This window comes from Mesorhizobium sp. GW821-FHT07A06, assembly GCF_059419085.1.
The window spans coordinates 209800-224291 of sequence record NZ_JBWKRC010000009.1; the positions used below are offsets into that span (position 1 = coordinate 209800).

A 14492-nucleotide genomic window follows, 5' to 3' on the forward strand; every position below is an offset into this window, starting at 1 on the left:
TTTCCTAGGCCATGCGGCCGGGATTGAGGAGGTTCCTCGGATCGAACTCCTGCTTCAGCCGTTGGCTGAGCGCGGCCAGTGCTGGCGCCTGCGGCTCGAATACCGGCAGGGCGGCGCGATGAGCGGGAGCGGCGCGCACCAGCGTCGCATGGCCGCCGCCATGTTTGCGCAACAGTCCACGCAGCAGAGCGGCTTCCGGGTCGCCCTCTTCCATGCGCAACCACACCAGTCCGCCCTGCCAGTCGTAGAAGGCGCTGACGGCGGCCTGCATGCGCAGTGTCAGGACCATCTGGTGACCTTGGGTAGGTGTCATCGAGACCCGCCAGACCGGTTTCTCGCTGCCGTCGGCGAAGGGCCTGATATCGCGCACATCTTGCCAGATCAGCCGGGAAGCCTCGCCCGAAATCTCCTCCAGCGGCCCGGCCTTGCCGAGCAGCGTCTTCAGCGCGGCGACGCGATAGGCGACGGACGGGCCAAAACCTTCGACCCGAAGCAAGGTGGCGGCTTCACTGCCGAGCGTGCCTCCCGCGACGCGCGCGGCGATCCTCTCGGGCAGATGGGCGGCACTCGACACTTCCGCGCTGGAGCCAAGCGCCAAGGCCATGGCGCTTGCCGCGGCATCGTCAAGCAGGCCACGCACGGCGAGCGTCACCTCGGTTTCGGCAGCCGGCAGCACCTTGAAGGTAACGTCGGTGAACACGGCCAACGTGCCCCAGCTGTTGGCCATCAGCTTCGACATGTCATAGCCAGTGACATTCTTGACCACGCGCCCGCCGGACTTGAAGGCCTGACCCCGGCCGGAGACGACGTTGATGCCGAGGATATGATCGCGCGCCGCCCCCGCCTTCAGCCGGCGCGGCCCGGACAGGTTCGCGGCCAGCACGCCGCCGATCGTGCCTTTGCCCGGCTCGCCGCCGAGCAGCGGGCCGTAATCCATGGGCTCGAAGGCCAGCTGCTGGCCGTTTTCGGCCAGCAGCTTCTCGATCTCGGCCAGCGACGTGCCGGCCTTTGCCGACAGCACCAGGTCTGCGGGTTCGTAAAGCGTGACACCGGTGAGTTTCGACAGGTCAAGCGTGTGCTCCGTCTGCAGCGGACGGCCGATGCCGCGCTTGGAGCCGTGACCAAGAATTTCGATCGGCGTCTCTTCCACCACCGCTGAGGTAACGGAGGACAGGACTTCTTCTGACGTGGTCGGGGTGAAGGTGGTCATGGCCGTCCCTGGCTCCTCGCCCCCGCATTGCGGGGCGAGGAACCCCCGTTCTGATAGGCCATCCTCAAAACCTCGGAATATCCGGGAACGCCACCTGTCCCCGATGCACATGCATGCGCCCCAGCTCCACGCAGCGGCGCAGTTGCGGGAACACTTTTCCCGGATTTAGCAGATGGTTGGGATCGAAGGCGCATTTGACGCGCATCTGCTGGTCGAGATCGGCCTGGTTGAACATTTCCGGCATCAGGTCGCGCTTCTCGACCCCCACCCCATGCTCGCCGGTGAGCACGCCGCCGACCTTGACACAGAGACGCAAGATATCGGCGCCAAAGCTTTCGGCCTTGTCGAGTTCACCGGGCACATTGGCATCGTAAAGGATCAGCGGATGCAGATTGCCGTCGCCGGCATGGAATACGTTGGCAACGCCAAGCCCGTATTTTTCCGACAGCTCGCGCATGCCGGCCAGCACGCGCGGCAACTCCTTGCGCGGGATGGTGCCGTCCATGCAGTAGTAGTCGGGCGAAATGCGGCCAACGGCGGGGAAAGCCGCCTTGCGCCCAGCCCAGAAAGTCAGCCGCTCCTGCTCGGATTGCGAGATGCGACAGGTGGTGGAACCATTGCGGATGGCGATAGCCTCGACCTCGGTGATGAGATGATCGACCTCGACGGCCGGCCCATCGAGTTCTACGATCAGCAACGCCTCGACATCCAGGGGGTAGCCGGCATGGACGAAATCCTCCGCCGCATGGATCGCTGGCCGATCCATCATTTCCATGCCACCCGGAATGATACCGGCGCCGATGATGTCGGCAACGCACTGGCCGCCCTGCTCGCTGGTGGGGAAACCGATCAACAGCGCGCGCGCTGTCTCCGGCCGCTTGAGGATGCGGACCGTGACCTCGGTGACGACGCCAAGCAGGCCTTCCGAACCCGTCATGACTCCAAGCAGGTCGTAACCCTCGGCGTCGAGATGGCTGCCGCCCAGCCGCACCACCTCGCCATTCATCAGCACCATCTCGATGCCGAGCACATTGTTGGCGGTGAGGCCGTATTTCAGGCAATGCACGCCGCCGGAATTCTCCGCGACGTTGCCGCCGATCGAGCAGGCGACCTGGGAGGACGGATCGGGTGCGTAATAAAAACCCTCCTGCTCGACGGCGATGGTGATGCCGAGATTGGTGACGCCCGGCTGGGCGACGACGGTGCGGTTGGGATAGTCAATGGCAAGGATGCGGTTGAAGCGGCTCATGACCAGCAGGACCGCGTCTTCCAGCGGCAGCGCGCCGCCGGACAGCGAGGTGCCCGAACCGCGCGGCACGACGCGGATGTTGCGGTCGTTGCAGTATTTCAGCACGCGGGAGACCTGCGCCACCGTTTCGGGCAGCACGACGACCAGCGGCAATTGCCGATAGGCGGTCAGGCCATCGCTCTCGAAGGCGCGCATTTGATTGGTCGCGTCAACGACGCCCTCGCCCGGCACGATGATGCGCATATCCGCGACAATCTCGTCGCGCCGGCGCATCGTGGCGTCGTCTGGTTTCGGCATGGCCAGGCCGGACATCAGCAGCCCCATTCGCTTTACTGGTCAATATCTTTTACCAGTTAAGCGAGCCGGTTGCAAATGCCGCGGCGTGAAGACACTCGTGCAAGGCGCGTGAGAAGCTTCCGTAGCGGCAATCTGCCGCTGTTTCCCCCTCCTTGTGGCGGGGTCGCGAACCTAGCGAGCGGGCTGGGGGTCAGCGCGGCGTTTCATGAAGCATCTCCCCGGCTCGCGATCTTCGCTTCGCTACGACCATGAGCCGACCCTTCCACAAGGGGGAGAGTGAGGCAGCCGCTACTCGCCTGGGTGCTTCGACGGCTCGGAATGCATCCGGCGCACGCGGCGCACGCCCCACCAGACCAGCAGGATGGCCACCGGCACCGAAGCGGCGGTGACGACCTCCGGCGCGAAGGCGTGGCCGAAGACCGAGGCGCCCTTGGCGACATAGCCGATGAGGCCGACGACGTAATAAGAGACGGCGGCGACCGAAAGACCTTCGACGGTCTGCTGCAGGCGCAGTTGCAGGCGGGCGCGGTTGTTCATCGAGGCGAGCAGGTCGCGGTTCTGCTTTTCGACCTCGACATCGACCCAGGTGCGCAGCAGCGTCGTGGCACGGGTCAGCTTTCGTGACAGATTGGCCTGGCGCTCCTCGACCGAACGGCAGGTGCGCATTGCTGGCGCAACGCGGCGCTGCAGGAACCCACCCCAGGTGTCGTAGCCCGGCACGGCCTCTTCCTCGAGCGCTTCCAGCCGCTCGACGACGATGCCGTCATAGGCGCGGCTGGCGCCGAAACGGTAGAGGCTCGACGCGGCGTCCGCCTCCAGTTCTGCGGCGAGTTCGGTCAGGTCCGCCAGCAACGTCTGGCTGTCGCGGGTCTCGGCGACCTTCATTTCCAGCGTGGTCTGAGCCAGCCTGTCCTCGATGCGGCGGGCGCGGCCCGACAGGGTCAGGGCCAGCGGCAACCCGAGCATGGCCAGCGTGCGGTAGGTCTCGATGTCGATCAGCCGCTGCGACAGCGCCCCGGTGCGGGCCGGCGTCAGCCCGCGATCAAGCACCAATATACGGGTCATGCCGTCGCCATCCTGGCGAAAATCGGTGACGATTGCCGCGTTGCCGCGCTCGACCAGCGAGTAGCACAGGCTGGTCGGGTCGAAAGCCGCGATCAGCCGCTCGCTGACTTGCGTCCATCTGCGGATTTCGAGCCGGATGCCCGAGATGACGGTTCCCGGCGGCGAAAAGCCGTTGCCGAAGGGCGAATCCTCCTGGGTCCTGCCATTCTCAGAAAGCGGCCCTTCCCACAGATAGGTCGAGAATTCCGTATGCCGCTCCCAGCGCAGCGAGCCCTTGCCCCACTTCATCGCATGGTGGCGGGCCTGGCGATCGGGCGCGGCAATGCCGAGGCGCCGCGACAGTTCGGAAAGCACGGCGTGGTCGACGCCGGAGCCGCCCTCCGTCATGAAGGCGAGTTGCACGAGGACGCGCGGCTTTTCAATGAGCGGATGCGGCCGGGCGTGGACCTCGCCGAGTGCGCCGGGCCGGCCCTCATGCGCGGGAAAACCCATGACGCTGCCCTTGGCGCGTGGCTGGAACTCGAGATTGGACGGGTCGTCTGACACGGCTTGTCCCCCGGGTTTCTCTGAACCCTCTTGCGTTCGCGTCCCTCTAGGGCCAATCGCCTGACGACGCAAACAGCAAGTTTAGCCGAAGATCACAGAGCGCCGAGCGGTGAAACCGACGCGCTTCGACCAATTGGATAAATAATTTGACCAGTTGGCGACGCAGGCTTTATCCTATGCGACACCGGTTCACCGTCCAGGCATTCCGTTGAGCGACATTTTTTCCAGGATTGAGCATTCGCGCACCGCCGACGAGGTCGTGCAGCAAATCGAGAGCCTCATCCTCGAAGGGGTGCTGCGCACGGGCGATCGCCTGCCCGGCGAGCGCGAGCTGGCACGCCAGTTCGACGTGTCGCGGCCGATCCTGCGAGATGCCCTGAAGGCCCTCGAAGGGCGCGGGCTGCTGACGACCAAGGCCGGCGGCGGCACGCATGTCGCCGACATTATCGGCCAGTTGTTCACCAAGCCGGTGGCCGACCTGATCTCGATGCATCGCAAGGCGGTGACCGATTATCTGGAATACCGCCGCGAGATCGAGGGCATCGCCGCCGAATATGCGGCGCGGCGCGCCACCCCGGAGGACCTTGCGCTGCTCGACCACATCATGGCGCGCATGGACGAGGCGCACCGCACCGGCGATTTCGACGACGAGGCTGAAATCGACGTCGAGTTTCATCAAGCAATCTGCGAATGCGCGCACAATATACTGCTCCTGCACACGCTGCGCTCCTGCTATCGGCTGCTGTCGGAAGGCGTGTTCCAGAACCGGCTGCTGGTGTTCAGCGTGCCCGGCGCGCGCGAGGCGCTGCTTGCGCAGCACAAGGCAATCCATGCCGCTGTAAAGGCCGGCGATCCCACGGCGGCCCGGCAGGCGGCGATGGACCACATGATTTATGTCGAGCGGTCCATGGCCGAGGCCGAGCGCAGCGGCGACTGGCAACGGGTGTCGCGGCTGAGGCTGCGGCAGCGTTCGGAAGCCGGCGATAGCGAACCAGCACGCAGACGCTCCTAGTCATTTCGATCAAGCGGGGACCATCATGAGCGACATTCTCACCATCGCAGACCTCAAGGATCTCGCCCGCCGGCGCGTGCCCAAGATGTTCTTCGACTATGCAGATTCCGGCGCCTGGACCGAGAGCACCTATCGGGCCAACGAAGAAGACTTCCAGAAGATCAAGTTCCGCCAGCGCGTCCTGGTCGACATGAGCAACCGCTCGCTGGAATCGACCATGATCGGCGAGAAAGTGTCGATGCCCGTGGCGCTGGCGCCAACCGGCATGACCGGCATGCAGCACGCCGACGGCGAGATGCTGGCGGCGCGGGCGGCCGAGGAATTCGGCGTGCCCTTCACCCTGTCGACGATGAGTATCTGCTCGATCGAGGATGTCGCCTCGGTGACGAAGAAACCGTTCTGGTTCCAGCTCTATGTGCTGCGCGACAAGGATTTCGTGCTCGACCTGATCGACCGGGCGAAGGCGGCAAAGTGCTCGGCCCTGGTGCTGACGCTCGACCTGCAGATCCTCGGCCAGCGCCACAAGGATGTCCGCAACGGGCTTTCGGCGCCGCCCAAGATGACGCTGGCCAACATCATCGACCTGGCCAGCAAACCGCGCTGGTGCCTGGGCATAGCCGGCACCAAGCGCCGCACCTTCCGCAACATCGTCGGCCACGCCAAAGGTGTCGGTGACGTCTCTTCGCTGTCATCCTGGACGACGGAGCAGTTCGATCCGCAGCTGTCGTGGAAGGATGTCGCCTGGATCAAGGAACGCTGGGGTGGCAAGCTGATCCTGAAGGGCATCCTCGACAAGGAGGATGCACTGATGGCGGCCAAGACCGGCGCCGACGCGATCGTGGTTTCCAACCATGGCGGGCGCCAGCTCGACGGCGCGTCGTCGTCGATCATGGCGCTGGAAGAGATCGCGGACGCGGTCGGCGACAGAATAGAAGTGCACATGGATGGCGGCATCCGCTCCGGCCAGGACGTGTTGAAGGCGCTCTGCCTCGGCGCCAAGGGCACCTATATCGGCCGGCCATTCCTTTACGGCCTGGGCGCGCTCGGCAAGGAAGGGGTTACCAAAGCGTTGGAAATCATCCGCAAGGAGATGGACATCACGCTGGCGCTGTGCGGAAAGCGTCTGGTCACCGACATGGGCAAGGACCAGCTCCGGCGCTAGGGCCCGGTGACAGCCTGACCACGGAGACCACGAGGCGTTGGCGGAACCCGGCATCCATTTTCTCGACGCGCATGGGCCAGAGGATGTGCGCCTTTACGCGATCGGCGACGTGCATGGCCGGCTTGACCTGCTGGCCGCCATGCACCAGCGGATCGAGAGCGAGCTGGAATGGAAACCGGTTCGCGATTGGCGGGTGATCCATCTCGGCGACTATGTCGACCGCGGGCCTGATTCCAAGGGCGTCATCGATTTTCTGATCGAAGCCCGAGAACGCGATCCGCGCAACCTGATGCTGGCCGGCAACCACGACATCGGCTTTCTCGATTTTCTGGGAAACCCTGAACCGGAAGGGCTCTTCATGCGCTATGGCGGCGTCCAGACGGCGCTGTCCTACGGGGTCTCCCTCACCCCGGACGCCAGCTGGTTCGGCAAGACGGAGACGATGAGACGCGGACATCAGGCCTTGCTCGAAGCCGTGCCGCAAAGCCATGTCGATTTCCTGCGGTCGCTGCCGTTCTCGGTGACATCAGGCGACTTCTTCTTCTGCCATGCCGGCATCAGGCCGGGCATTGCGCTGGACAAGCAGAGCCCGCAGGACCTGATCTGGATCCGCGACATTTTCCATGATCACACCGGCCTGTTTCCGAAGATCGTGGTGCATGGCCACACCCCGGTCCCCGAGGCCGAAGTGATGGCCAACCGCGTCAATGTCGACACGCTTGCCTGGCAATCAGGCATGCTTACCGCGCTCGTCGTCGACGGAGCGGACAAACGCATCCTGGAAATGACAATAAAAGAAGCTTGAGCCGCGCCGCGGGAAGCGTCGCCAGCGAGCCGGCTTTAGCGAAGCGAAGCGGTAACGCCGTAGCCGTCGACGGCGTTGTGGTTGTTGGCGGCATCGGCGGCATAGATGCCGAGACCGCAAAGCACGATGGCGGACAACATGGCAAAGGACAGAAGCGCTGCTTTCACGGAGGTCATCTCTTGTTGAGCTTTCTGCATCTGTGCACCAGGCGGTTACCAATGCGTTGAAACGGAGAATTCGCTTCAAAGTTTCGACGATTTCGCGCTTCTAGGCGCGTTCTGTATCGAGGGTGTGTCGCACGGGTCACACAAAAGGTTCATCGCGGTTGCACTTCAGATGCAGAGCGCGCGCCTTCTAGAATGGCGGGCGGACACAAGCCAAGAAGGAAAGAGGTTTTCCCCAGCCGGTTTCACGGCCGCGTGCCAATTATGTCACGTGGCAGAGATGGACGCTCAGAGGCTGTTTCGAAATTCGCTCTGGTGAGTGAGTGTCTCAGATGGTCGCCACCCAAGCGCGGGCAATGGCCAGCCCGACGGCATCGGCGTCGGGTCCGTTGCGGGCCATTTCGCCATCGAGCTTGCCGGCCCAGTCGGGATGGCGCGCGGCAATGGTGGGGGCGAAGGAGGTGCTCCAGTTCTTCACCATCGGCCGATCGGCCTCGAAATGGAACTGGAAGCCATAGACGGCGCGGCCGACACGAAACGCCTGGTTTTCGGCGACATCGTTGCCGGCGAGCCGTACGGCGTTTTGCGGCAGTTCGAATGTGTCGTCGTGCCACTGGAAGATCGGGAATTCTTCCGGCAGTTCAGCCAGCACCGGATCGGCCTTGGCATCCCGCGTCAGCGACACGCCGCGCCAGCCGAATTCGTTGGCGGCGCCGATGCGGTTCTCACCCCCAAAGGCGCGGGCGACGAGTTGGCTGCCAAGGCAGATGCCGAGCACGGCGCGGTCCTTGCCAGCAAAATCGCGGGTCAGTTCGAGCAAGGCCGGGAAATAGGGATATTCATCGTCGGCCAACGCATTCTGGCCGCCGCCGAGCACCACCATGGCATCGTGCCCGGCCGCATCCCGCGGCAGCGGATCGCCCTTGTAAGGGAGGCGCACATCGAGATCGGCACCCGCTTCCGCGAGTGCGGCACCAACCTGGCCGAGGCCGGTATTGTCGTAGTTCTGGACCACCAGCACCCGCATCGCAAAACCCTGCTGACATGAAAATGATGCGACGAGCGATATCATGCCGCCCGTATAGCAGCCAAGATGCGTATCCCAGGAGAGAACTATGCCACTGCAGAACCGGGTCGATCCGTTCGGCGCCATCCACGCCGTGCCCGAGCGCGGCCTGTTCACCGGCAATCGCGGCATCATCCATGATCCCGAAACCAGGACGCTCTTGAAGAAACGCTGGGCGCTTCAGGCCTGGATCGTCTGCGTGTGCCGATTCCGCAATGTGCGGCGCGAGCCGATGGGCCGCAACAGGCCCGGCGGCAAGGCCGGCTGGACCGAGCTTTTCTTCCTCGACGAGGTTACGGCCTTGGCGGCGGGACACCGCCCCTGCTTTTTCTGCCAGCGCGAACGGGCCAGGGAGTTTGTCCAGCGCTTCGGCGAAGCCTTCGACATTGCCGAGCCGCGCGCCCCGCAGGTCGACAAGCTGCTGCACCAGGAGCGGCTGGCCTCGGGGGGCAAGCCGCCTGTGGTTGCCGTTGAAGACCTTGGCGGCCTGCCGGACGGCGCCATGGTTGCGGATGGCGGTTCAGCCTATGCCTTGCGCGGCGGCAAGGCACTGCGCTGGTCGTTCCCCGGTTACGGCCCGCCCGCTGATTTCGGCTCACTCGGCGAAAAGACGCTTTTGCTGCTCACTCCAGCGACGACGCTCAATGTCCTGCGGCATGGCTTTCGGCCGGTGTGGCATGCATCGGCCGAGGCTTGACGCAGGCGGCCGGCTCGCTCATTCCTCGGCGATGCGCGCCAATTACAAGATGCAACGCCTGTTTGTGCCCGACGACCTCGGAGCGGATGCCGAATTCGACGCCGGCCAGCAGCAAAGCCATTATCTGATGCATGTGCTGCGGCTTGGCGAAGGCGCCGAGATCCTGGTCTTCAATGGCCGCGATGGCGAGTGGTCGGCGGCCATCGCGGCGAAGTCGAAGAAGGCGGTCAGACTGAGGGTGCTGGCATTGCAGCGGCCGCAGCCGCCACTGCCCGACCTCATCTACTGTTTCGCGCCGCTGAAGCAGGGCCGCCTCGACTATCTCGTGCAGAAGGCGGTCGAGATGGGTGCGGGCATCCTGCAGCCGGTCATCACCCAGCATACGCAAGTCGCCAAGCCGTCCATCGATCGGCTGCGCGCCAACGTCGTCGAGGCCGCCGAGCAATGCGGTATCCTGGCGGTGCCGGAGGTTCGCGAGGCGGAAAAGTTCGAACGCCTGCTGGCCGGCTGGGACAAGGAAAGGCGGCTGGTCTTCTGCGACGAGGACGCCTCGACCAACAATCCGCTGCCTGCCCTGCAGCAGGTGAAGGAGAAGAAGCTTGCGCTGCTGGTCGGACCCGAGGGCGGCTTTTCCGATGACGAGCGCAAGATGCTGCGCGCCCTGCCCTTCGTCACCGCCATTCCGCTCGGACCGCGCATCCTGCGCGCCGACACGGCGGCCGTGGCGGCACTTGCGGTGATGCAGGCAACTGTCGGAGACTGGTAGGATGTCATGTCTTGCAAGAGGCAGGGCGGATCGTGGCCTTCAATTCCTCTTGACCTGTGGCTCAGGATTTTTCGCTTGATCGGCTACTGACATTTCGTCCATTTACCGCCGGCGGCTCCACTGGCCGCTCTACAGTGCCGCGCGTCCTTTCGGACGCGCAAAGGACGCTGTAGCATTTTCATTTGGCCCATGATCCTTTCCGAAAATCGAAGATCGATTTCCGGGGTCATGTGCGGAGGGCTTGATCATGGCGCGCGACACAACCGATTTCCGGCCGATCGAAGGTGTCGACGAACTCGTCGAGCACCTGGCCGAAGGCAACAAGCCGCGCGACAAATGGCGCATCGGTACCGAGCACGAGAAATTCCCCTTCTATGTCGATGGCAACGCGCCCGTGCCCTATGGCGGCGAGCGCGGCATCCGCGCCATCCTCGAAGGCATGCAGGAAAAGCTGGGCTGGGACCCGATCATCGATGACGGCCGCATCATCGGCCTGGTCGAGCCGACGGGCCAGGGCGCGATCTCGCTCGAGCCCGGTGGCCAGTTCGAGCTTTCCGGCGCGCCGCTGGAGACCATCCATCAGACCTGTCGCGAGGGCAATGCTCATCTGGCGCAGGTGCGCGAGATCGCCGAACCGATGGGCATCCGCTTCCTCGGCCTCGGCGGCAGCCCGAAATGGTCGCTGGCCGAGACGCCGAAAATGCCGAAATCGCGCTACGAGATCATGACGCGCTACATGCCCAAGGTCGGTACCAAGGGCCTCGACATGATGTACCGCACCTGTACCATCCAGGTTAACCTCGACTTCGAGAGCGAAGCCGACATGCGCCGCAAGATGCAGGTCTCGCTGAAGCTGCAGCCGCTGTCGACGGCGCTGTTCGCCAACTCGCCCTTCACCGAGAGCCGGCCGAACGGCCTGCAGAGCTGGCGCGGCGACATCTGGCGCGACACCGATAACCAGCGCTCCGGCCTGCTCGAATTCTGCTTCTCGCCCGAGTTCGGTTTCGCCGACTATGTCGAATGGGCGCTCGACGTGCCGATGTATTTCGTCATCCGTGACGGCCATTATCACGACATGACCCATATCACCTTCCGCCAGTTCATGGCCGGCGCCGCGCGCAACGAAGTGCCGGACGGGCTGCCGACGATGGGTGACTGGGCGAACCACCTGTCGACGCTGTTCCCCGACGTCAGGCTGAAGCGTTTCCTCGAAATGCGCGGCGCCGATGGCGGCCCGTGGCGGCGCATCTGCGCGCTGCCGGCCTTCTGGGTCGGCCTGCTCTATGACGAGGCGGCGCTCGACGCGGCCGAGGCGTTGACCTCGAGCTGGACCTACAAGGAAGTGCTGGCCATGCGAAACGCGGTGCCGGAGCTGGGCATTTCCGCGCCCTTCCGCAACGCCACGCTGCGCGAGATGGCGCGCGATGTGCTGGCAATCTCGCGCACAGGGCTGAAGAACCGCGCCAAGAAGAACCGTGACGGCTACGACGAGACCTCGTTCCTCAACACTTTGGACGAAGTGGTTGCGCGCGGCACGACCAGCGCCGAGGAGATGCTTTCGGCCTACCACACGCGCTGGGGCGGCTCGATCGAGCCGGTGTTCATGGAGTACGCCTATTAACCGCGCGCGTTGAGGAGCGGCAGAAGCTGCTTCAATCGAGTGTTGAAACGAATTAGGCTCTCTTCCGAGGAATTCACGAGGAGAAGCCGATGCCTACCTTGTTCGACATGCTGACCCAGGCCCAGAACGGCAATGGCATGCAGGCGCTTGCCCAACAATATGGGCTTTCGATGCAACAGACACAGGCGGCGGTCGCAGCACTGCTGCCGGCCTTTTCGCAGGGGTTGCAACGCAACACCGCCGATCCCTACGGTCTCGGCGCCTTCATGACGGCGATGGCAAGCGGCCAACACGCCAAATATTTCGAAGACGCGACCCGGGCGTTCTCGCCGCAAGGCGTCGATGAAGGCAACGGCATCCTCGGACATCTGTTCGGGTCCAAGGACCTGTCACGCGCCGTGGCCAGCCAGGCGGCGCAAGCGAGCGGCGTCAGCCAGCAGGTGCTGCAGCAGATGCTGCCCGCGATCGCCTCGATGGTGATGGGCGGCCTGTTCAAGCAGACGACAAATCAGATGCAGTCCGCGGGAGGTTTCGGCGGCGGCAACAATCCGCTCGGCGAGATCATCGAGCAGATGATGCGGCAAGGCGGCATGCAGGCCCCGGCACCACAACAACGTCAGGCTCCGCCGCCCCAGAACCCGATGGACAACCCGTTCGGCAAGGTCTTGCAGGACATGTTCGGCGGCGGCACGCCACAACCGCAAAACCAGCCGCAGCAAGCGCCCAACCCCTATGGTGACAATCCGCTCGGCAAGGTGCTGCAGGACATGTTTGGTGGCGGCGCGCCGCAGCCGCAAGCCCGACCGCAGCCCCAGCAGACGCAGAGCCCGTATGGTGACAATCCGCTGGGAAAGATCTTCGAGGAAATGCTGCGGCAGGGCGGCGGGGGAGGATTGGGCGGCGGGCAGCCGGCGCCTCGGCCTCAGGCACCGCAGCCGCGCCAGGCGCCGCAACCGCAGGCCAACCCGAGCGGCAGGCCGAGGAACCCGTTCGACGATTTGTTCGGCAAGATGTTCGAGACCGGCGCCCAGCAGCGCGACGACTATCAGAAGGGCGTGGAAACGATCTTCGATCAGTTCAAGCGCGATATGGATCGCAGGTAGGCGCCAAGGCGGCAACCATTTCCGAACACGCCGGAAAAAGAAAAGCCCGGTCCTTGGGAGGACCGGGCAGCGTGCAGGCAGGCCGGCGGGGAACCGGCAGGGAGTGGGAAGCCTGCAGAACCTTTGGTCGCGCTGAGCCCTGAAAAGGTTCAACGCGGCCGAAACTCAACCGATCAGGCCACCTTGCGGGCAAGATCCTCGATCGTCTCCACGCGATCGCTGGCGATTTCACGCAGCATCGCCGTCGGGTCGCGGCCAAACGGCACGTCGATGGCGACATGCAGGTCGGCGCGCGTCAGGCCGATATCGGCGAGCTCGGCGTCCGACATCTCGCCAAGGCGATAGAAGGCGCGGCGGTTTTTCCAGGCGCGGTAGAAATTGAAGACGGTGTTGGCCACGCGCATCGCAACAGCCGGACGCGAGGTGATGCGCGAGGTCTCGGTGGCGAAATCGATCGTGGTCACAGCAGTCTCCTTCGGAGTCGAGCGGACAAAGCCAAGCGATCGGCGCTGGCGACAGCGGCCGCTCCGGCTTCGATTCATTTTTAAAGATGCATGTCGTTGTCCCAAAACCGGTGTCCACTTTTGGGCGACATGCGTTGGCTTCATGTGGACGATACCAACTTGCCATCGGCCGATTGATTAATCCAACGAATGTTTCTAATCTTTAACATCAACATCAATGATGGATTAGACCGATGAAAGCGCCGCTCGATCTCGATCAGTTGCAAACCTTCATCTCAATCGCCGATACCGGCAGCTTCACGCGGGCAGCCGAAGAGGTGCACCGCACCCAGTCGGCGGTGTCGATGCAGATGCGCCGGCTGGAAGAGCGGATCGGCAAGCCGCTGTTCGAAAAGGAGGGGCGCAGCAACAGGCTGACGGAGGAAGGCGACAAGCTGCTCTCCTACGCAAGGCGGTTGCTCTACCTCAACCGCGAAACGCTGGCCGCCTTCGACGACCAGCGACTCGAGGGCACGATCCGCATCGGCACGCCGGACGATTATGCCGACCGTTTCCTGCCTGAGATCATGGCGCGCTTCACGCGCTCCAATCCGCGTGTCGAACTGACTGTCATCTGCGAGCCCACACCGGGACTGGTCGAACATATCAAGCGCGGCAATCTCGACCTGGCGCTGGTGACGCACAACGATGTGCGCGGCCAGTCGGAGGTGGTGCGGCGCGAACCGCTGCTTTGGGTCACCTCGGCCAACCATGCGACACATGAACAGGTAACACTGCCAATGGCCTTCGGCCGGCCGAACTGCATCTGGCGGCGCGCCGCCGTCGATATGCTGGACCAGCAGAACCGCGACTATCGCATCCTGTTCACCAGTTTCTCGGCGACCGTCATCACCGCCGCCGTGCTTTCGGGCCTGGCGATCTCGGTGCTGCCGGAATGCGCGCTCAGGCCCGGCATGCGGGTGCTGGGCGAGGCCGACGGTTTCGGCGCCCTGCCCGACTGCCGCATCGGCATCATGCGCGGCCAGACTTCGCGGCCGGAGATCGTCGATGCGCTTGCCCGCCACATCTCGGAGAGCCTGGACAACATCTCGGTGCCGCTTGGCGAGGAGACGGGAACATTCGACTTCGCCGCACTCGCCTTTGCCAAGATGAAACGGACGAGACCGAACCAGATTCTGCCCGGCTGGTAGACCGGCTGGGAGGGAAGAATCGAGGCGCCTTGAGCGCGTGGCCGGATACGGGCGCCTTGACGTGGGGCCCCAACC

The 14492-nt window shown here is 64.1% G+C and carries 14 protein-coding genes; 8 read left to right on the top strand and 6 right to left on the bottom strand.

The genetic code is table 11. The features are described 5' to 3' along the window. Window positions 1-4: 4 nt before the first annotated feature. The 3 genes from AC07SZ_RS25695 to AC07SZ_RS25705 all read right to left on the bottom strand — a co-directional run bounded on the left by AC07SZ_RS25695 (window position 5) and on the right by AC07SZ_RS25705 (window position 4367). Window positions 5-1210 carry an FAD-binding protein gene (locus tag AC07SZ_RS25695; RefSeq protein WP_494916397.1) on the bottom strand — a complete coding sequence of 402 codons (1206 nt, stop codon included), beginning with the start codon at window positions 1208-1210 and terminating at the stop codon, window positions 5-7. 64 nt (window positions 1211-1274) lie between these two features. Beyond that, a complete protein-coding gene (locus AC07SZ_RS25700; RefSeq protein ID WP_494916398.1) occupies window positions 1275-2771 on the bottom strand; it encodes an FAD-linked oxidase C-terminal domain-containing protein in 1497 nt (498 codons plus the stop codon). A 273-nt stretch (window positions 2772-3044) separates the two neighbouring features. Further along, the gene (locus AC07SZ_RS25705) at window positions 3045-4367 is read right to left on the bottom strand and encodes a DUF3422 family protein (RefSeq protein ID WP_494916399.1); all 1323 of its coding nucleotides are present in this window, start codon (window positions 4365-4367) and stop codon (window positions 3045-3047) included. A gap of 208 nt (window positions 4368-4575) precedes the next feature. Between AC07SZ_RS25705 and AC07SZ_RS25710 the strand changes: the two genes are divergently transcribed. From AC07SZ_RS25710 to AC07SZ_RS25720, 3 genes are read left to right on the top strand one after another with little or no spacing between them, the layout of a single operon-like run. Next, window positions 4576-5379 (top strand): FadR/GntR family transcriptional regulator, encoded by an 804-nt coding sequence (locus AC07SZ_RS25710; protein WP_494916400.1) that lies wholly within the window; start codon window positions 4576-4578, stop codon window positions 5377-5379. Between the two features lie 25 nt (window positions 5380-5404). Next, on the top strand, window positions 5405-6541 hold the full coding sequence (locus tag AC07SZ_RS25715; RefSeq protein WP_494916401.1) for an alpha-hydroxy acid oxidase: 1137 nt from the start codon (window positions 5405-5407) through the stop codon (window positions 6539-6541). Between the two features lie 37 nt (window positions 6542-6578). Next, window positions 6579-7346 (top strand): metallophosphoesterase family protein, encoded by a 768-nt coding sequence (locus tag AC07SZ_RS25720; RefSeq protein ID WP_494916402.1) that lies wholly within the window; start codon window positions 6579-6581, stop codon window positions 7344-7346. Window positions 7347-7381: 35 nt separating this feature from the next. On the opposite strand, the gene AC07SZ_RS25725 is transcribed toward AC07SZ_RS25720, so the two are convergent. Together AC07SZ_RS25725 and AC07SZ_RS25730 are read right to left on the bottom strand one after the other, a co-directional pair. Beyond that, entirely contained in the window at window positions 7382-7513 is a 132-nt protein-coding gene (locus tag AC07SZ_RS25725; protein ID WP_013893872.1) for a hypothetical protein, read from the bottom strand. A gap of 325 nt (window positions 7514-7838) precedes the next feature. Further along, window positions 7839-8537, bottom strand: coding sequence for a type 1 glutamine amidotransferase (locus AC07SZ_RS25730; RefSeq protein ID WP_494916404.1), 699 nt, complete (start codon window positions 8535-8537; stop codon window positions 7839-7841). Between the two features lie 88 nt (window positions 8538-8625). Between AC07SZ_RS25730 and AC07SZ_RS25735 the strand changes: the two genes are divergently transcribed. From AC07SZ_RS25735 to AC07SZ_RS25750, 4 genes are all read left to right on the top strand, one after another. Continuing rightward, window positions 8626-9273, top strand: a complete 648-nt coding sequence (locus AC07SZ_RS25735; protein WP_494916406.1) for a hypothetical protein — start codon at window positions 8626-8628, stop codon at window positions 9271-9273. A 31-nt stretch (window positions 9274-9304) separates the two neighbouring features. After that, a complete protein-coding gene (locus AC07SZ_RS25740) occupies window positions 9305-10039 on the top strand; it encodes a 16S rRNA (uracil(1498)-N(3))-methyltransferase (protein ID WP_494916441.1) in 735 nt (244 codons plus the stop codon). Between the two features lie 247 nt (window positions 10040-10286). Then, window positions 10287-11660, top strand: a complete 1374-nt coding sequence (locus tag AC07SZ_RS25745) for a glutamate--cysteine ligase (protein ID WP_494916407.1) — start codon at window positions 10287-10289, stop codon at window positions 11658-11660. 89 nt (window positions 11661-11749) lie between these two features. Continuing rightward, window positions 11750-12763, top strand: a complete 1014-nt coding sequence (locus tag AC07SZ_RS25750) for a DUF937 domain-containing protein (RefSeq protein ID WP_494916408.1) — start codon at window positions 11750-11752, stop codon at window positions 12761-12763. Between the two features lie 173 nt (window positions 12764-12936). Here the strand turns inward: AC07SZ_RS25750 and AC07SZ_RS25755 are convergent, their stop codons facing one another. Next, entirely contained in the window at window positions 12937-13227 is a 291-nt protein-coding gene (locus tag AC07SZ_RS25755; RefSeq protein ID WP_056565295.1) for a DUF1127 domain-containing protein, read from the bottom strand. Between the two features lie 233 nt (window positions 13228-13460). Between AC07SZ_RS25755 and AC07SZ_RS25760 the strand changes: the two genes are divergently transcribed. Further along, a complete protein-coding gene (locus tag AC07SZ_RS25760; RefSeq protein WP_494916409.1) occupies window positions 13461-14417 on the top strand; it encodes a LysR substrate-binding domain-containing protein in 957 nt (318 codons plus the stop codon). The last annotated feature ends 75 nt before the right edge of the window (window positions 14418-14492 follow it).

What these genes read in the sequence shown, in the direction of transcription:
- AC07SZ_RS25730 (WP_494916404.1), bottom strand. Translation starts at nt 8,537, where the DNA reads ATGCGGGTGCTGGTGGTCCAGAACTACGACAATACCGGCCTCGGCCAG.
- AC07SZ_RS25735 (WP_494916406.1), top strand. Translation starts at nt 8,626, where the DNA reads ATGCCACTGCAGAACCGGGTCGATCCGTTCGGCGCCATCCACGCCGTG.
- AC07SZ_RS25745 (WP_494916407.1), top strand. Translation starts at nt 10,287, where the DNA reads ATGGCGCGCGACACAACCGATTTCCGGCCGATCGAAGGTGTCGACGAA.
- AC07SZ_RS25715 (WP_494916401.1), top strand. Translation starts at nt 5,405, where the DNA reads ATGAGCGACATTCTCACCATCGCAGACCTCAAGGATCTCGCCCGCCGG.
- AC07SZ_RS25700 (WP_494916398.1), bottom strand. Translation starts at nt 2,771, where the DNA reads ATGTCCGGCCTGGCCATGCCGAAACCAGACGACGCCACGATGCGCCGG.
- AC07SZ_RS25760 (WP_494916409.1), top strand. Translation starts at nt 13,461, where the DNA reads ATGAAAGCGCCGCTCGATCTCGATCAGTTGCAAACCTTCATCTCAATC.
- AC07SZ_RS25695 (WP_494916397.1), bottom strand. Translation starts at nt 1,210, where the DNA reads ATGACCACCTTCACCCCGACCACGTCAGAAGAAGTCCTGTCCTCCGTT.
- AC07SZ_RS25750 (WP_494916408.1), top strand. Translation starts at nt 11,750, where the DNA reads ATGCCTACCTTGTTCGACATGCTGACCCAGGCCCAGAACGGCAATGGC.
- AC07SZ_RS25740 (WP_494916441.1), top strand. Translation starts at nt 9,305, where the DNA reads ATGCGCGCCAATTACAAGATGCAACGCCTGTTTGTGCCCGACGACCTC.